This is a genomic window from Thermogemmatispora argillosa (assembly GCF_059696725.1).
Map to the genome: position 1 here is coordinate 3,128,270 of NZ_AP019377.1, position 17,804 is coordinate 3,146,073.

Genomic DNA, 17,804 nt, shown 5'->3' on the forward strand with positions numbered 1-17,804 from the left:
GCGTATGCTCCATCCTCAACTCTTAGCTGACAACGTTCCATTGCATGCTGAGCAGCGCTTACTGATCTTAAACTCGGCGGCGGACCCCTTTGTCCAGGTGGCCGCGCGTCAGCTCAGCCGTGGGCGAATCATCCTGGCGGAAGACAACGTCAGCGCTCTTGAGCAGGCGTACGCTGTCCCTGCCCGCAGCCAGTTACAACATATTCCCTTCCATGAGTATACGCGAGAAACTTCGCCGAATACCATAGATGTCGCGGTCATGAATCTCCTCTATCAGCCCTCCAAAGCCTGGATCTACTACGGGCTAGAGGCGGCGCGCTATGCTCTCAAGCCTGGCGGGCGCCTCTATGTGACCGGGGCCAAGGATCGCGGCATCCTCTCGATCGCGCGGCGGATGCGCGAGTACTTTGGCAACCTGGAGACCGTTGAGATCAGCAAGGGCTGGCGCGTTGTGGCCGCGGAGAAGACGGCTGAGACGCCTGTACCTGCGGAACCGCCGGCCTGGCCGCAGCGCGAGGTCTTTGCGGGCGGTGAGCTGGACGAAGGGACACGCCTCTTGCTTGACTCGCTGGAGGTCTACGTGACCGATGTGGCGCTCGACCTGGGCTGTGGAGCGGGCTATATTGGCATGCATATTGCCGAGCGAGCGCGCAAGGGCAGTGTAACGCTCGTCGATGCCAGCCTGGCGGCGGTGGCTCTGGCGCAGCAGCAGTTGCAGGCAAAAGGCCTGACCAACGCTCAGGCTTTGCCCAGCGATGCCACCAGTGCGGTGAGCGGGCAGCGCTTTAGTTTGATTGCGACCAACCCTCCTTTCCATGTCTGGGGGGTGAATACGAAGGCAATTGGCGAGCGCTTTATTCGCGAGAGTGCTCGGCTCCTGAACCATCGGCGCGGGCGCTTCTATCTGGTGGCCAATCGCTTCCTGAAATACGAGCCGGTCTTAGAGGAGTGCTTTGAGGAGGTTCAGGAAGTTGGCGGCAACAGTCGCTACAAGGTGCTGCGCGCTACCTCACCGGTGCGCCCCGGGCGCCGGGTCGAACGCGAGGAAGAACTGACCCAGCTCTATAAAAAAGGATGGCGCTAAGCATGAGTCACATAGCCTATCTCAACGGCAATCTGTATACAATGGATAGTGCCCGACCCCGGGCTCAGGCGATGGCCATCGAGCGCGAGAGCGGGCGCCTGGTGGCAGTTGGCGACAATGCCGAGGTTCGTCAAATGGCAGGCGCGCGGGCCGAGCTGATCGATCTACGCGGCAAAACTGTCCTGCCGGGTTTCATCGATGCCCATATCCATCTGCTGGCCACGGCCTACCGGACCCATGACATCGACGCCGCGGCCTGCAACAGTCCCGAAGAAGTCGCGCAGTTAGTGCGTGAGCGCGCGGCTCGCACGCCTGCCGGCGAGTGGGTTGTTGGGGGCCATTGGGATCGCAATCGCTGGCCAGGGCGCGCTTTCCCCACTAGAGAGGTGCTGGATGCGGCGGCGCCTGCGCACCCGGTAGCGCTCTGGAGCAAAGACGGGCATCTGCTCTGGGTGAATTCGCTGGCTCTGGAGCGGGCTGGCATCACTGCGGAGACGCCTGACCCGCCTGGCGGCGCGATCCTACGCGATGGCAGTGGCCAGCCGACCGGTATCCTGCAAGAGGGGGCGGCGATGGAGCTGGTTGCGCGGCTCATCTCAGCGCCCTCCCCTGCGCTGGCGCGTCAACTCCTGGAGGAAACTTTCAGGGCGCTCCTGCGCTCTGGCATTACGGCCATCCACGATATCGAAGACCGCACAGTCTATGAGCTGTTGGCCTCCCTGCGCGCTACGAACAGGCTGCCACTGCGCGTGCGCATGATCCTCCAGCGCCATCCTTTGCCTGAGCTGCGCGCTGGTCAGCTCCAGGCCGATGAAGCAGATGACCGGCTACGGATCGGCGGTATCAAAATCTTCGCCGATGGTACCCTTGGCTCGCAAACCGCCGCTATGCTCGAAAGCTACGAGGGCAGCCCCGAGAACTACGGTATTCTGGCCACCTCCGAAGACGAGATGCGAACCCTGGTCAGGGAGGCCAGCGAGCTAGACCTGATCATTGCTATCCACGCTATTGGCGATCGGGCGGCGCGTGTGGCTCTCGATGCCATCGAGATGGCTGATCGCCATCTCACCGAGCAGGGCCGGCGCGCTCGCCAGCGACTGCGCTATCGCCTGGAACACGTCCAGCTCATCACTGCTGCCGACCTGGAGCGCATGCGGCGCCTGGGGGTAATTGCCTCGGTGCAGCCCTATCATGCCGTGGCCGACCGGGACATCGCTGAACGCTACTGGGGGGCGCGCCACCGGCAGGCTTACGCCTACCGGACCATACATGAGCTGGGTATCCCGCTGGCACTCGGCTCCGATGCTCCCGTCGAGCTATTTGAGCCACTGCGCATCATCTATGCTGCGGTGAAACGCACCGACCCGGATAGCGGACGCCCCGCCTGGCTGCCAGAGCAAGCCCTCCCGCTGAGCGTCGCGCTCTACAGCTACACCCTCGGGGCGGCCTATGCCGGCGCCGAAGAGGCTGACAAAGGCTCGCTCAGCGTTGGCAAATTTGGCGATGCCGTGGTTCTGCCAGAAGATCCTTTTCAGATCTCGCCCGAACGTCTCGTCAGCAACGGCATTCAGGCCACGATTGTCGGCGGTCTGCCGGCCTATGGGGAAGTCTAAGCAAGCGAGGCGCGTTCAGCTTCCGCCCTCTGCAGTCAATCGTCGTCGAGAAAAGGCAGGCCTTGCTGACGATAGTAGCGCTCCAGGGCTTCGATCCATTCCAACTGCGCCAGCGTCTGCGGCACAAAGCAGCCGCGGGCCGACGAGAGCAGCCCCACAGCCAGCGGCACCGAATAGCCGGCTCGCACCAGCAGCGCGGCGGCGATCATTGCTGAGCGCCCAATGCCGAGGCGGCAATGAATTGCAATGTGCTGACCAGCGCTCAGCAATGCGTACAGCTCGCTCAGCAAATCCTGGATAGCGCCGTCCAGAGGCGGCCCTTGCAGATCAGCAATTGGAAAATGGAAATAGCGCAGTCCCTGCTCCTGGCAGGTCTGGGCCTCGCGCTGTAGGCCGATCTCCTCGATTTCCTCGCCTGTCAGCAACGAGACCAGCACATCTACGCCTGCCCTGCGCAGCAACTTGATGGCCGGCTCCAGCAGCGCGCCGCCCGCTGGATGGCCCATAATGCTCAGACGCTGATCCTTCAACAAGTCAACAGTGTATAGTCCTCTCACCACTGCCATCGTGCTCCGTTTGACCCCCTGCCAGATGCTAGATAGACTAGCCAGATCCGAGATAGGACAGAAGAGCCGCGGGCCAGCTCGACGGCCCTGCCTCTGAGAGAGAGGCCCCAGAGCACGCCGTCGACTCTGGCTCAGGCTCACACGAGGCTCACCTTTCTCCCCCAGAGCGGCATATACTCGGAGTATACCAGAGAGGTATAATAGTCTCAACTGATCAACTCTTTGAGGAGCATAGAGGCATGGCTACTGCTGCTCGGCGTGTAGCGAGCTTTGGAACCACTATCTTTACAGAGATCAACGTCCTGGCACAGCAGCATAACGCCCTCAATTTGGGACAAGGCCGGCCTGATTTCGATACCCCTCCGGACATCATTGCCCAACTGGTGGCGGCTTTGCAGGCCGGCCAATACAATCAGTACGCCCCGGGGCCAGGAACGGCCTCGCTGCGCCGCGCCGTGGCGGCCCATGCGGCGCGCTTCTACGGCCTGGAAATCGACCCTGAACGCGGCGTCATTGTCACAGCAGGGGCCACCGAGGGCATCTTTGCCGCCGTCTTGGGCCTGGTTGACCCCGGCGATGAGGTCATAGTGATCGAGCCATTCTACGATTCCTATGTACCCAATATTCTCATGGCTGGCGCCACGCCCGTCTACGTGCCCCTGCACCCCCCTCACTGGACCTTTGATCCCGCTGAACTGCGCGCCGCTTTCACGCGCAAGACGCGCGCCCTGATCCTCAATACTCCGCATAACCCCTGTGGGCGCGTCTTTTCACGCGAAGAGCTGGCCTGCATCGCAGAGCTGTGTATCGAACATGATGTCACCGTCATTGCAGATGAGGTCTACGAACACCTCGTCTTTGACGAGGCGCGCCACATCCCCATTGCGACCCTGCCCGGTATGTTTGAGCGCACCGTAACAGTGAGCAGCTCCGGCAAGGCCTTCAGCGCCACCGGCTGGAAGATCGGCTGGGTCTACGGCCATCCAGACCTCGTCGATGGGGTCGCGCGGGCCCATCAGTTCATCACCTTTGCCGTGCATCATCCCACGCAAGAAGCCATTGCCTACGCCTTGAGTCTCCCGGATAGCTACTATCGCGGCTTAAAAGAACTGTACGAGCACAAGCGCCAGCTCTTACTTCAGGCCCTTGATCGGGCGGGCCTGCCCTATCGCGTCCCCGAGGGTACCTACTTCGTCCTGGCTGACTTCTCGCCGGTCTTTGACGGCACGCCGCTCGAATTCGCTCGCTATCTGATCAGCGAGATCGGCGTCGCCGGTATTCCTCCCGAGACCTTCTATTGTCCCGAACATGCGCATATCGGCGGCAAATACCTCCGCTTCTCCTTCTGCAAAAACGATGAGACTCTGCAGCAGGCGGGCGAACGCCTGGCCAAATTGGCCGCCAAACGGCGCTAAGGTGAGGATCAAGGCAAAAGCAGGCAGAGGGAGAGGCTGGGAGAGCGGCGGCTGAGCTGAAAAGGGCGGCAGCGCGTTGGGCGCTGGTCAGCGACCAGCGTTCAAGGGGAGGAGGAAGGGGCAGCTCGCCTTGGAGAGCGGGAGCGGCGTGGGCGACGATAGCTGCTGGATTCGCGTACGATCAGCTCGGGTTGGTAGGTGAGCTGGCGATGCTCGTGAGTCGTGGGATGGTCGGCCTCATCGAGAAGCAGCTCGGCGGCGCTGCGCCCAAGCTGATACTTCGGCTGGCGCACGGAGGTCAGCGGGGTCGAGAGCATGCCGGCGAAATCAACGTCATCGTAGCCGACAAGCGCAAAGTCGCGCGGGATCGCAAAGCCGCGCCGGGTGAGGCCGCGCATCACGCCCAGGGCCAGCAGATCATTCGCGCAGAAAATCGCCGTGGGGCGCTCAGACTCGCGCTCACTGAGAATCTGCTCAACAGCGCGCTCTCCCTCGCGCGCATTCAAGAAGGGCATCACGATCTCTAACACGACTTGAGCCGGATCAGCGCCGGCAGCACGAACCGCCCGCTGCACGCCTTCCAGGCGATCGGCGCATTGCCGGATGGTGTGCGGCCCATTCACAAAAGCGATGCGCTCGTGGCCCTGGGCTAGCAAATGCTCCACCGCCAGCTCCCCCCCGTGCACATCGTCGACAGCCACCGAGCACAGATCAGGCAGCCGGCTGGGACGGTCCAGCAGGACCACTGAGATGCCGCGCTTGCGCAGGCGATAGAGGTGAGCGTGGTCGTCAAGAACGGGCGTGATCAGAATCCCATGTGCGCGCTGTTCTTCCAGCACGCGCAAATAATGGGCCTCGCGCTCAGGCGAGTCATCCGAATTACAAAGGATGACCACATAACCGGCCTCGCTCGCGGCATCCTCGACGCCGCGCGCCACCTCGGTAAAGAAGGGATTTGCCACATCGAGCACCACCAGCCCAATGTAGAGGCTGCGCCCAGCGCGAAGCTGGCGCGCCGAGCCGTTGCGAACAAAGCCTAGCTCGTCAATAATGCGCTGCACACGTTGCCGTGTCTCTTCCGCTACCAGCTCAGGATGATTCAGGACGTTAGAGACGGTCCCGAGCGAGACACCGGCCCGCTCGGCTACCTCACGAATACTTGGCATGCACGCACTCCATAGACAGGACAGATGCACAATCCATCTGGGATGGTGATGGCAAGCTCGGCCCCACAGCGCTGCAGGCAAGCGCCTCGCTGGAGCACCTTCGTCGCGGCACAGGCAGATTCCTCCTTCTGCAACGCTGAGAAGGGATGATACCGCTGTGCCTTCAGCTCTGCTCAAAGCGAATGCGGCCAGACAAACAGACTTCAGCCCCTCTTCCCCGCTTCAAACAAACAAGCAAGTAAGAGGCTGCCGAACCCTTTTCCGCTGCTGGTGGCTTGACTCATTCATCTGACTGTATCACAAGATAGTATGCCACAATTGGCGGCCCTCTGGCTATTTGCCTGCCGTCCATCCGGCCCTCCTGTCCTCTCGGCCATCTTGCCGCTCTCCCAACGAAAAAGGGCGGGCCTCCCCTTGACAATTGTGCAAGCCTCGATTATACTCTCAGCATTGAAACGTTTCAATTAGCAGCCGGCCCATATACCCCGGCCAACCAGGCTAACTGGCTGGCCAGGCGCTGATCAGGCATGGTAGCGATTGGCGCTTAGAGTCTGAAACTGATCGTCAGCGAAGGACACTCAGTAGGGGGAACTATGGAAATTGCCGCGCCGCAGGCGGCGGTGCCTGTGATCGAACTGGTCGGTGTGAGCAAGAGCTTTGGCGCCATTCAGGCCCTCAAAGAGGTGGACCTGAGTCTCTATGCGGGTGAGGTCCATGCTCTAGTAGGCGAAAATGGTGCAGGCAAAAGCACGCTGGTAAAGATCCTGGCAGGCGTGCACCGCCCCGATCGTGGTCTCCTCAAAATCAACGGCGAGGTGGTCGAGCTGCGCAGTCCCGCGCAGGCCCAGGCCGCTGGCATCGCTGTCATCCATCAAGAACCGACCCTTTTCCCCGACCTCGATGTGGCCGAGAACGTCTTTATGGGCCATCAGCCGCGCGATCGCCTGGGGCGCATCGACTGGCGCCGCATGTATCGCGAAGTAGACCAACTGCTGCAGTCGCTGGGCGTAGAGCTGAACGTCTATCTGCCAGTACGTGGCCTCTCAGTAGCCGATCGGCAGTTGGTCGAGATTGCGCGGGCCTTGTCGCAGGATGCGCGCGTGCTGATCATGGATGAGCCGACAGCCTCGCTCTCGCCGCGCGAAGTAGACGATCTCTTTGGCATTGTCGAGCAACTACGCGCACGTCAGGTGGCGATCCTCTTTGTCAGCCATCGCCTGGAAGAGGTTTTTCGTCTGGCCAGTCGCGTGACGGTTTTGCGCGATGGGCAGCGCGTGATCACGGCCCCGGCCCAGACGCTCACGCCTGAAGAGACCATCCGTCACATGGTGGGGCGCGAGCTGGCGGCACTCTTCCCCAAGGAGGAGGCAGCGATCGGCGATGTTGTGCTGGAGGTGCGCCATCTGACCCGGGCCGGCGTCTTCCGCGATGTGAGCTTCCAGCTACGGCGCGGCGAGATTCTCGGTCTGGCTGGTCTGGTCGGGGCCGGTCGCACCGAGGTGGCGCGCGTGCTCTTCGGCATCGATCAGGCCGAGAGCGGTGAGATCCTGATCGACGGGCGTCCGGTCACGATCCGCTCGCCTCGTGATGCCATGCGCTATGGCATCGCCTATGTCCCCGAAGATCGCCATCAGCAGGGTCTCATCCTTGATTTCTCTATCGCGAAGAATATCACCCTCTCCATCCTACGGCGCATTGCCCGCTTTTTGCTCGTCAGATCGCGGCAGGAGCTGAAGATCGCTGCTGACTACGCTGAGCGCCTGCGCGTGCGCGGCGGGCGCCTGACCCAGCCGGTGCGCGCCCTCTCGGGGGGCAATCAGCAAAAGGTAGTCCTGGGCAAATGGCTGGCGACTGAGCCGCGTATTCTCATCCTTGACGAGCCAACCCGTGGTATCGACATCGGAGCAAAGGCAGAGGTGCACCGCATTATCTCCGAACTAGCCGCGCGTGGCCTGGCCATCCTCCTGATCTCCAGCGAGCTACCCGAGATCCTCGCTATGGCGGATCGCGTACTTGTCATGCACGAAGGCCGCGTCAGTGGGCTGTTCAGCCGCGCTGAGGCCGATCAGGAGAAAGTCATGTTGGCAGCAACGGGACAGAACGGCAGCAGAGAGAGCCGGTGAGCGAGGTGGGCGCATGAGTACAACCACGACCCGTGTAGAGGAAACGCGCTGGCGCGCGCGCCTTGGCGGCAAGCGCTTCGTGGCGCTGGTGGGCCGCGTGCGAGAGCTGGGCCTGATCGTCGTCCTACTCCTGATCATCGCGCTGGTAAGCCTCCAAACGCCGCGCTTCCTGACGCCGGGCAATTTTGAGCAGATCCTGCTCTCGATCGCTATCCTGGCCATTGTGGCGGTCGGCGAGACAATGGTGATCCTGACGCGCAATGTCGATCTCTCCGTCGGCTCAATGGTGGGCATGACGGCCTTTGTCTGCGCCGATGTGTTGAAGAATCATCCACAGACGCCCGTGATCCTGATTGTCTTGCTCGGCTGCGCACTGGGGGCCGTGCTGGGAGCGGTCAATGGCCTGATTGTGGCGCTGGGACGGGTGCCGGCGATCGTGGCCACCTTGGGCACGCTCTATCTCTATCGCGGCCTGGACTCATATATCGCTGGCGGAACGCAGGTGAGTGCCTATGATGTGCCAGATAGCTTTCTGGCGCTGGCCACGACGCATGTACTTGGTATCCCGGCCCTGATTCTCTTTGCCGTGGCCATCGCCCTGATCTTCTCCTATCTGCTGCGGACAACCCGGGCCGGGCGCGAGCTGTACGCCCTGGGGAGCAATCCCGAGGCGGCGCGCCTGGCTGGCTTGCGCAGTGAGCGCTTGATTTTCCTGACCTTTCTACTGTGTGGCCTCTTGAGCGGCTTCGCCGGCGTCCTCTGGGGCGCGCGCTTTGCAACAGTCGATTCGGGCGCGGCGACAGGTCTGGAGCTGCAGGTTATCGCCGCGGTAGTAGTGGGTGGCGTGAATATCTTCGGCGGCTCCGGGACGATCCTGGGGGCGATGCTCGGCGCAATCGTGCTCGGGACCATTGATAACGCTTTGACGCTGCTGAAGTTGTCGCAGTTCTGGCTGCAGGCTATCGATGGCGCCGCTATTCTGGCGGCGGTGACGCTGGATGCCTTGATTACGCGCTGGCTCCAGCGCCGCCTGGTCAGTGGGAGGCAACGATGAGTGATTCGTCCGAAGTGAAGCCGCCTGCGCTCGGCCTCGATGCTTCCTCCCCTGTTGCGGCTCCCTCGGCTCCCGCTGGAGAGAGGAGGGAGCACAGGGGCGCGGCCTCTCTCTCTGAGCGCGCTCTTGTCCGTCTGCCTGGCTGGCTGCGCTCGTGGGAGACACTGCTCCTGGTGCTGTTGCTGCTGGCGCTGGCGCTCGGTAGTACGCTCTCTCCCTATTTTCTGAGCGCCTCGAACTTCTCGCTGCTCATCAGCGACATGATGGAGAAGGCCTTGATGGCCTTGACGATGACGCTGATCGTCATTGCTGGCGAGATTGATCTATCGGTGGCCTCGATCCTGGGTCTGGCGAGTGTGGTGCTCGGCTACACCTGGAGCCACGGGCTGCCACTGGGTCTGGCCATTGCGGCGGTCTTGCTGCTGGGTGCTCTCTGTGGCCTGATCAATGGCCTGGCCGTCACGCGCCTCGGCCTGCCATCGCTGGTAGTGACCCTGGGTACGTTGGCCCTCTTCCGTGGCCTGGCCTACGTGGTTATGGGCGACCAGGCGGTGAGCAATTTTCCACCGGCCTTCACAAACTTCGGCTTCGGCACGGTGCCCGGCACGCTGATTCCCTGGCCGTTTGTGCTCTTCGTGGTCCTGGCCCTGCTCTTCTCCTTACTCTTGCATCGCAGCACGCTGGGCCGGCAGATCTACGCCATCGGCAGCAATAAGGAGGCGGCTCGCTTTGCCGGCATCCGCGTTGACGATATCAAGTTACTGCTCTTTGTCCTTTCGGGCCTGGTAGCGGCTCTGGCCGGCGTGGTCTTCACGGCGCGCTTTTCAAATGCGCGCGCTGATAACGCCCTTGGCTTTGAGCTGGATGTAGTGACGATTGTCTTGCTGGGTGGAGTCAACATCTTTGGCGGCAGTGGCAGCCTGCCCGGCGTAGTGCTCTCTCTTCTGATTATCGGGGTCCTGCGCAATGCGCTGGGCCTGGCGGATATCAGCGGCGATATCCAGAATATTGCCGTAGGCGCCCTGCTCATTCTTTCGGTGCTGGGTCCCAATGTGGTCCGGCGTTTACAGGAGGCGGCGTCGCGCAGACACGCGGCTGAATCTGGGCGTAGCAGCGGGCTGGCCCGCAGCGCGCGGTCTGTGCCGGCAGAGGTTGGGGCTTCTACCCGCGAGCGAGAGACGCGCCGCTAATCCGGCGCTCACTCGCTCCTCGCGTGAGAGGCCTGCCACCTCGGGATAGATGTGCTGGTGGTCATTCCTACTGCCCACCACTACCACACCAGGACGCTTCCCTTGCGGGAGCGTTGAAAGGAGGAGGAACACAGTGAAGACGCTGTTGCGCACACTGCTTAGCGCGCTGTCTGTGGCAATGTTGCTGGTGCTGGCTGCCTGCGGCGGCAGCAGCAGTAGCGGGAGTGGCAGCTCAAGCGGCTCCGCTTCCCTGAATATTGCCTTTCTCCCCAAGGCGATCAATAATCCCTATTTCGATACTGCCGCTAATGGGGCAAAGCAGGCGGCTGCAGAGCTGAAGGGGCAGTTCAAGCAGGTTGGCCCGACGGAGAATAGCGCGGCGGCTCAGGTACCGTTCATCAACACGCTGACAGAACAGCATGTGAGCGCGATTGTCGTCTCGGCCAACGATCCCAATGCGCTGGCGCCTGCTCTCAAGCGCGCCATGCAGCAGGGGATCAAGGTGGTCAGCTATGACTCCGATGTGGCGCCCGATGCGCGCCAGGTCTTTGTGAACCAGGCCAATTCCGAGGATATTGGCCGCATCGAGGTCCAGATTCTGGGGAAGCTGATCAACTACAGCGGCGATATCGCCATTCTTTCGGCAGCCAGCACGGCCACCAACCAGAATACCTGGATCGGGTACATGAAGGATGAGCTGTCGAAGCCCCAGTACAAGAATATGCATCTGGTCAAGATCGCATACGGTAATGATGATGACCAGAAGAGCTTTCAAGAGACCCTGGGGCTGCTGCAGGCTTATCCCAATCTCAAGGGCATCATTTCGCCTACGACCGTGGGCCTGGCTGCCGCTGCCCGCGCCATCGAGTCGGTGGGTAAGGGCGGCAAGGTGATGCTGACTGGCCTGGGGACTCCCAATCTGATGCGCAAGTATGTGAAGGATGGCACGTGCCCGGAGTTCGCGCTGTGGAACCCCGCTGATCTGGGCTATCTGGCCTACTATACGGCGGCGGCCCTGGTGGAGGGCAAGATCACGGGGAAGCCGGGCGAGAGCTTCAGCGCTGGCAAGCTCGGTACGAAGACGATCGGCCCCAATAATGTTGTCTTGCTTGGTCCACCGACGGTCTTCAATAAGGACAACATCGATCAGTTCAACTTCTAGCTGGCTTGGACTGTCAGTGGCGTCGCGGCCTCTAGCTGGCTCTGGCTGGCTATCGATGCGCTGCGACGCCTGACGCGGGTCGGGTCAAGGCGGGCCGGCGGGCGCAGGCTCTGGCGGTACAGAGCTACAGCCCGCCGCCGCGCCGGCTCTGCACCGGTTCCAGGCTCACTGCGACTACGGCCCGCCTGTTCCTCTTCCTGCTCTTCCATCTGTTGCGGCGATAGGCGAAATATAGCGAAGTAAAGGAGGCTCTCTTGAAGAGAGAACAGGATCAGCCGATCGAAGACGGCGCGCGGCTCGCCAACGAGGGGCTGGCCTCTGGAGAGCGGCGCGCGCTGTTGGAGGCTATCAAGCGCTTTACCATCGAAACGCCTTCCTGGGGCTATGGCGACTCAGGCACTCGTTTCAAGGTCTTCCACTGGCCCGGAGCTGCGCGCAACCTGCGCGAGAAGTTGGCCGATGCGGCTCTGGTCCATCGTTTAACAGGCGTCTGCCCACGTGTGGCCATTCATATCCCTTGGGATAAAGAAGCTGACTGGGCGGCGGTCAAGTCCTACGCTACGGAGCTGGGTATCCGTATTGGGGCTGTCAATCCCAATCTTTTCCAAGAGGAGGAGTATCGCTTTGGCAGCCTTTGCCATCCTGATCCAGCGGTGCGCCGTCGCGCCGTGCAGCATGTGCTGGAATGCATTCAAATCGCGCGTGAGGTGGAGTCAGACACGATCAGTCTCTGGCTGGCTGACGGCACAAACTACCCTGGTCAGGATGATCTGCGGGCGCGTAAGCGCCGTCTGGAGGAGACGCTCACCGAGATCTATGCTGCCCTGGCTCCCGGCATGCGTCTTTTGATCGAATATAAGTTTTTTGAGCCGGCTTTCTATCACACCGACCTGGCCGATTGGGGCATGGCCTATACACTGGCGCGTAAGCTGGGGCCGCAGGCGCGGGTTCTGGTCGATACCGGCCATCATCCCCAGGGGACCAATCTGGCCCATATTGTGGCCTTTCTCCTCGACGAAGATATGCTTGGCGGCTTCCATTTCAACGATCGGCGCTATGCCGACGATGACCTGATCGTCGGCTCGCAGCACCCTTTTGAGCTGTTTCTAGTCTTCAATGAGCTGGTGGCTGCGACAAGCCAGTCTCAGGGGCCGCGCATCGATTACATGATCGATCAGTCGCATAACATTGAGCCAAAGATCGAGGCCATGATTCAGTCGGTGCTCCATATCCAGAGCGCCTACGCCCGCGCCTTGCTGGTTGATCGCCAGCGCTTAGCGGAGGCGCAAGCGGCGGGGGATGTGCTTGGCGCCTACCGTGTGCTGCGCGATGCCTTTGAGACTGACGTCCGTCCCTTGTTGGCCCAGGCGCGCGAGGAGATGGGTCTTGATCCCGATCCTATCGCGGCCTTCCGTCGCAGCGGCTACGCCGAGGAGGTAGCCCGCTCACGTCCAGCCAGTAAAAGCGGCGTAAGTGGCTATCCAGGCGCCTGACCAATACATACGCTAGGCAGACTGGGGCCGCTCTGCTGCTCTTAGAGCGACACTTGTCTTGTTGGCTTTTGGAAAGGGGAGACGACGCTATGCCGCGCAATCTCTGGCGCGATGATGAAGTTCGCGAGCAGGCAGCCGACGAAGTCGCGCTGTTGCTCTACCGCTCGCATCTGCTGGGCCGCGATCGGAGCCTGGCCAATTGGGGCGGTGGCAATACCTCGGTCAAGCTGACCCAGCCAGATTTCCGGGGACGGCCCACACGCATCATGTGGGTCAAGGGCAGTGGCTCTGACCTGGCGACCATGACAATGGCGGACTTTGTGCCGCTGCGCCTGGACGATGTAGTGCCGCTGGAGGAGCGCGAAAGCCTCAGCGATGAGGAAATGGTGGCCTATCTGCTCCATTGTATTGCCGAGCCGGGGCGCCCGCGCCCTTCGATCGAAACGCTGCTCCATGCCTTTTTGCCTTTTGCCCATGTCGATCATACGCATCCTGATGCCATTCTGGCTTTCGCCAACGCCCAAAACGGGCGCCGCCTGGCCGAAGAGGTCTTTGGCCGGCGCATGGCCTGGATTCCTTATATTCGTCCTGGCTTCACGCTGGCGAAGCAGGTGGCGCAGGCGGTTCGCGCTGATCCTGGCATCGAACTGGTCATTCTCGAAAAGCATGGCCTGGTGACCTGGGGGGAGAGCGCCCGCGCCTGCTATGAGCAGACCCTCCGTGTCGTCCAGGAGGCTGAGGACTTTGTCGCCGCTGAGCGTCAGCGCCGTGGAAGAACGACCGTCCTTGTAGGGCAGCCGGCTCTGAACGCTGCCGAGCGTGAGCAAATACTGACGGCTATCCTGCCTGGCCTACGTGGTCAGCTCAGCCAGCCGCAGCGCATGGTCCTCACGGTTGACGCCAGCGCCGAAGCCCTCACCTTTGCCAGCGCTGTGGAGGCGCGAGAGGTGGCCCGTCGCGGCTCTGCCTGTCCTGATCACCTGGTCCACACCCGTCACTGGCCTGTCTGGGTTCCCTGGGAGCCTGCTCAGGGCAGCGAAGCCCTCAAGGCGGCCTTGCGCGACGAGATCGCAGCCTTCCGTCGAAACTACCAGCGCTACTTTGAAGAGTGCCATCGTCCGGGCGACGTCCTGCAGCATGCTAATCCCCGCATTGTGGTCGTCCCACACATCGGCATCATTGCCAGCGGACGTGATGCTCAGATGGCCGCGGTTGCTCGCGACCTCTATCAGCGTGCCGTGGCCGTCATGCGCGCCTGTGAAAGCTTTGATCGTTTTACCCCGCTCTCCGAGAGGGAGGCCTACGACATCGAATACTGGCCGCTGGAACTCTATAAACTGACCCGCCGTCCGCCTGAAAAAGAGCTGGCCGGGCGCATCGCCCTGGTCACTGGTGGGGGCAGCGGCATCGGGCGCGCCACAGCCTTGCGTCTGGCCGCCGAGGGCGCTCATGTGGCCATTCTTGATCTCAATGACCAGAGCGCTCGGGAGACTGCCAGCGCCATCGAGCAGCAGTATGGTCAGGGGCGTGCCATCGCCTGCCCCTGCGACGTCAGCGACGAAGAGCAAGTCGCGGAGGCCTTCGCCGCTACGGTACGCGCTTACGGCGGACTCGACATTGTCGTTAGCAACGCCGGTTTTGCCACCGCAGCCCCGCTCACTGCGACCCGTCTGCAGGACTGGCGCAAGGTCTTCGATGTCCTTGTTCAGGGGTACTTTCTGGTCGCGCGCGCTGCCTTCCGCCTCTGGCAGGAGCAGGGTATCGGCGGCAGCCTGATCTTTATTACCTCTAAGAATGCTGTGGTGGCCGGCAAGGACAACAGCGCCTACAGCGCCGCCAAGGCCGCTGAGCAGCATCTTGCGCGCTGCCTGGCCGAGGAGGGGGGCCCCCTGGGCGTTCGTGTCAATATCGTCATGCCCGATGCTGTGCTACGCGGCTCCTCTATCTGGAGCAGCGCCTGGCGTGAAGAGCGGGCCCGCGCCTATGGCATCGCTCCTGAGCAACTAGAAGAGTATTATCGCCAGCGTACCACCCTCAAGGTCAATGTCTTCCCGGAGGATGTCGCTGAGGCTGTGCTCTTCTACGCCTCTGACCGCTCCTCCAAGACAACCGGCAGCGCTCTCACCGTCGATGGCGGTGTACCTGCCGCCTATCTACGCTAGCACCAGTACGAGCGCTGGACCGCCTGGCCCAGGCGCTGGCCAGGCCGGCCAGACGCTGATAGATAGAAGAGCGAGGAAGAGGAAAAGATGAGCAGCGAGCGCTATCTTGCCGTAGTCGACCTGGGAGCGGAAAGCGGGCGCGTGCACCTGGCGCGCTACGATGGCCAGCGCCTGACCCTCGAAGAGGTCCACCGCTTTGCCAATGGTCCGGTGGCCTTGCAGCACCACCTCTATTGGAATGTGCTCACTCTCTGGCAGGAGGTGGTCAACGGCCTGCGGAAAGCGCATCGCCAGGCCGGCAGGCTCGATAGCATCGGCGTCGACACCTGGGGAGTCGACTATGCCCTGCTAGACGAGCGAGGGCTATTGCTTGGTCTGCCGCTCCACTATCGCGACCGGCGCACTGAGGGCCTCATGGAGGAGGCCTTTGCGCGCCTGGCGCGCGAGGAGATCTATGCCCAAACGGGCATTCAATTCATGCCGATCAATACCCTCTACCAGCTCCTGGCCCATCAGCGCGAACAGCCGCGCTTGCTGGAACAGGCGGCCCATCTGCTGCTGATGCCCGACCTCTTCCATTACTGGCTCAGTGGCGAGCGCCTCTGCGAATACACCAACGCCACCACTACGCAATGTTGGTCGGTCCCACGAGGGGATTGGGCCAGGGAGCTGCTCGCCAGACTCGGCCTACCGACGCACTTCCTGCCGCCGGTCGTCGCGCCGGGCACCCCCCTGGGCAGCTTGCAGGGCGAGCTGGCCGAGGAGCTGGGGAGAGAGGTCATGATCATTGCCCCAGCAACCCACGATACTGCCGCAGCCGTCGCCGGTATACCTATGCCTGCCACTCCTCATGATCGGGCCTACATCAGCTCCGGCACCTGGTCCCTGGTAGGCCTTGAACTGCCGCACCCCCAAATCTCCCAGGGAAGCGCCAGCAACTTCACCAACGAAGGCGGCGTCTTCGGCACCGTGCGTTTCCTGCGCAACGTCATGGGCCTCTGGCTGCTCCAGGAATGCCGTCGAAGCTGGCAGGAACGAGGGCAAGCATTCACCTATGAACAACTCTTAGCCCTGGCCGAAGGCGCCCCCGCCCGAGCCGCTCTCTTTGATCCCGACCATCCCCTCTTTCTGCCACCGGGCGACATGCCGACGCGCATCCGCCAGCAGCTTGGCGCCCACGGTCAGCCTGTACCCGCCGCCGAGGACATCCCGGCTCTCGTGCGCGCCATCCTCGATAGCCTCATTCTGCGCTATCGTCAAGTGCTAGAACTGGCTGTCAGCATCACTGGTAGAACGCTCCAGGCTATCCATATCGTCGGTGGGGGCGCGCAAAACCGCTGGCTCAACCAGGGATTAGCCGACGCCACCGGCCTGGCGGTCGTGGCCGGCCCCATTGAAGCCACAGCCCAGGGCAATGCCCTGCTCCAGCTCGTTGGCCTTGGCGAACTCCATTCCCTGGCAGAAGTCCGCGCCCTGGCTGCTCGCTCCACTGCGACCCAAACCTTTCTCCCGCATGCTGAGCAGCGCGCCGCCTGGGATGAGGCCTACGCTCGCTTCACGACGCTCTTCCCTCTGACCCCCCCTCTCCAATAGCAACAGGGCTGCCAGACGAACGATCTTTACTATGTCTGCTCGTCTGGCAGCCCCACTGGCCTCGCCTCGTAGAGCGTGTGTCAAGCGGAGGCAGATGCCTGACTGTCAGCCTCCAATCCAAAGGCCCGGCGCAGGGCCTGGCAACACTCAGCGATCGCCTCCTGAGTCTGCTTCAGAGGAATGGGAGGCGTCAGGAAACCGTGGATCATACCCTCATAGCGATGGATCACCACCGGAACTCCCGCCGCGCGCAGGCGCTCCCCGTACAGCTCGCCCTCGTCGCGCAGCGGGTCATACTCGGCCGTAATCACCAAGGCCGGCGGCAGCCCACGCAGATCCTCGCGCAGCATCGGCGAAACCAGCGGATTACGCGCCTCCTCGGGACTATTCAAGTAATGATTGGCGAACCACAGCATATCGTCGAGCGTCAGACTGTAGCCCTGGGCGTTCTCGCGGCGCGACGGCGTATCTGCCGTAAAGTCCGTCGCCGGGTAGATCAGCAGCTGAAAGACCAGCGGCGGCCCACCGCGCTCGCGCGCCAAATGCGTCACCACCGCCGTGAGATTGCCGCCGGCACTATCGCCACCAACAGCCAGCCGCCCAGCATCCCCATTCAGCTCCGCCGCATGCTCGGCTACCCAGCGAGTCGCCGCATAGCAGTCCTCGGGCGCTGCCGGAAACTTATGCTCGGGCGCCAGCCGGTAATCGACAGAGACCACCACGCAGCCGGCGCCATTAGCCAGACTGCGACACAGCCCATCGTGCGTCTCCAAATTGCAGATCACCCAGCCCCCGCCATGAAAGAAGACGAGCAGCGGAAAAGGACCAGCCCCAGCGGGAGTATACACGCGGATAGGAATCTCACCCGCAGGGCCAGGAATGCGCCGATCCTCAACGCGGGCCACTGGCTCCTTGACCTGAGCTGTGGCAAGCTGGGCGGCGATGGCCTCACGCGCCACCTGCGGGGTCAAAGCACTGATCGGAGGCACATTCATCGCCGCTAACCCATCGAGATAGACGCGCAAATTCGGATCGAGAGGCATCAGTCATCTCCTGCCTTTCTCATTCTCAAAGGACTCTATCGCAGGCTTGCTCGCTGTCTCCACCCCTGACAGGGGCTGACGCTAGATAGAGCAGAGCAGCCCAAGCAATAGCAGCACTATCATCATAGCGTACAATTGGC

Annotated in this window: 14 protein-coding genes; 10 read left to right on the plus strand and 4 right to left on the minus strand. The window is 62.1% G+C overall.

Annotated features, from left to right (window positions below; translation table 11 throughout):
• The first annotated feature begins 4 nt into the window (after positions 1 to 4).
• Both AC6H1L_RS12200 and AC6H1L_RS12205 read left to right on the plus strand, forming a co-directional pair.
• A complete protein-coding gene (locus AC6H1L_RS12200; RefSeq protein ID WP_497597771.1) occupies positions 5 to 1,084 on the plus strand; it encodes a methyltransferase in 1,080 nt (359 codons plus the stop codon).
• Between the two features lie 2 nt (positions 1,085 to 1,086).
• Positions 1,087 to 2,697 (plus strand): amidohydrolase, encoded by a 1,611-nt coding sequence (locus AC6H1L_RS12205; protein ID WP_497597772.1) that lies wholly within the window; start codon positions 1,087 to 1,089, stop codon positions 2,695 to 2,697.
• Positions 2,698 to 2,732: 35 nt separating this feature from the next.
• Here the strand turns inward: AC6H1L_RS12205 and AC6H1L_RS12210 are convergent, their stop codons facing one another.
• A complete protein-coding gene (locus tag AC6H1L_RS12210) occupies positions 2,733 to 3,263 on the minus strand; it encodes a protein-tyrosine phosphatase family protein (RefSeq protein WP_497597773.1) in 531 nt (176 codons plus the stop codon).
• Between the two features lie 239 nt (positions 3,264 to 3,502).
• Between AC6H1L_RS12210 and AC6H1L_RS12215 the strand changes: the two genes are divergently transcribed.
• Positions 3,503 to 4,678, plus strand: coding sequence for an aminotransferase class I/II-fold pyridoxal phosphate-dependent enzyme (locus AC6H1L_RS12215; RefSeq protein ID WP_497597774.1), 1,176 nt, complete (start codon positions 3,503 to 3,505; stop codon positions 4,676 to 4,678).
• Between the two features lie 101 nt (positions 4,679 to 4,779).
• Here AC6H1L_RS12215 and AC6H1L_RS12220 read toward each other — a convergent pair whose 3' ends face one another.
• Positions 4,780 to 5,844 (minus strand): LacI family DNA-binding transcriptional regulator, encoded by a 1,065-nt coding sequence (locus AC6H1L_RS12220; protein WP_497597775.1) that lies wholly within the window; start codon positions 5,842 to 5,844, stop codon positions 4,780 to 4,782.
• A 593-nt stretch (positions 5,845 to 6,437) separates the two neighbouring features.
• Between AC6H1L_RS12220 and AC6H1L_RS12225 the strand changes: the two genes are divergently transcribed.
• The 4 genes from AC6H1L_RS12225 to rhaS all read left to right on the plus strand — a co-directional run bounded on the left by AC6H1L_RS12225 (position 6,438) and on the right by rhaS (position 11,373).
• Entirely contained in the window at positions 6,438 to 7,967 is a 1,530-nt protein-coding gene (locus AC6H1L_RS12225; RefSeq protein ID WP_497597776.1) for a sugar ABC transporter ATP-binding protein, read from the plus strand.
• 13 nt (positions 7,968 to 7,980) lie between these two features.
• Positions 7,981 to 9,021 carry an ABC transporter permease gene (locus AC6H1L_RS12230; RefSeq protein ID WP_497597777.1) on the plus strand — a complete coding sequence of 347 codons (1,041 nt, stop codon included), beginning with the start codon at positions 7,981 to 7,983 and terminating at the stop codon, positions 9,019 to 9,021.
• Complete coding sequence (locus tag AC6H1L_RS12235) at positions 9,018 to 10,211, plus strand: ABC transporter permease (RefSeq protein WP_497597778.1); 1,194 nt, start codon at positions 9,018 to 9,020, stop codon at positions 10,209 to 10,211. The genes AC6H1L_RS12230 and AC6H1L_RS12235 overlap by 4 nt, the downstream gene beginning before the upstream one ends.
• Positions 10,212 to 10,389: 178 nt before the next feature.
• A complete protein-coding gene (rhaS, locus tag AC6H1L_RS12240; protein ID WP_497601545.1) occupies positions 10,390 to 11,373 on the plus strand; it encodes a rhamnose ABC transporter substrate-binding protein in 984 nt (327 codons plus the stop codon).
• Here rhaS and AC6H1L_RS12245 read toward each other — a convergent pair.
• Positions 11,370 to 11,582 (minus strand): hypothetical protein, encoded by a 213-nt coding sequence (locus AC6H1L_RS12245; RefSeq protein ID WP_497597779.1) that lies wholly within the window; start codon positions 11,580 to 11,582, stop codon positions 11,370 to 11,372. The genes rhaS and AC6H1L_RS12245 overlap by 4 nt on opposite strands.
• Positions 11,583 to 11,627: 45 nt before the next feature.
• Here AC6H1L_RS12245 and rhaI point away from each other — a divergent pair, with 45 nt between their 5' ends.
• The 3 genes from rhaI (at position 11,628) to AC6H1L_RS12260 (ending at position 16,621) form a co-directional block, all read left to right on the plus strand.
• Positions 11,628 to 12,866: an L-rhamnose isomerase gene (rhaI, locus tag AC6H1L_RS12250; protein WP_497597780.1), complete on the plus strand. Its 1,239-nt coding sequence runs from the start codon at positions 11,628 to 11,630 to the stop codon at positions 12,864 to 12,866.
• An 89-nt stretch (positions 12,867 to 12,955) separates the two neighbouring features.
• A complete protein-coding gene (locus tag AC6H1L_RS12255) occupies positions 12,956 to 15,028 on the plus strand; it encodes a bifunctional aldolase/short-chain dehydrogenase (RefSeq protein WP_497597781.1) in 2,073 nt (690 codons plus the stop codon).
• Between the two features lie 87 nt (positions 15,029 to 15,115).
• Complete coding sequence (locus tag AC6H1L_RS12260) at positions 15,116 to 16,621, plus strand: rhamnulokinase (protein ID WP_497597782.1); 1,506 nt, start codon at positions 15,116 to 15,118, stop codon at positions 16,619 to 16,621.
• Positions 16,622 to 16,701: 80 nt separating this feature from the next.
• On the opposite strand, the gene lipP1 is transcribed toward AC6H1L_RS12260, so the two are convergent.
• Positions 16,702 to 17,664 (minus strand): LipP1 family hormone-sensitive lipase, encoded by a 963-nt coding sequence (gene lipP1, locus AC6H1L_RS12265; RefSeq protein WP_497597783.1) that lies wholly within the window; start codon positions 17,662 to 17,664, stop codon positions 16,702 to 16,704.
• Positions 17,665 to 17,804 lie beyond the last annotated feature (140 nt).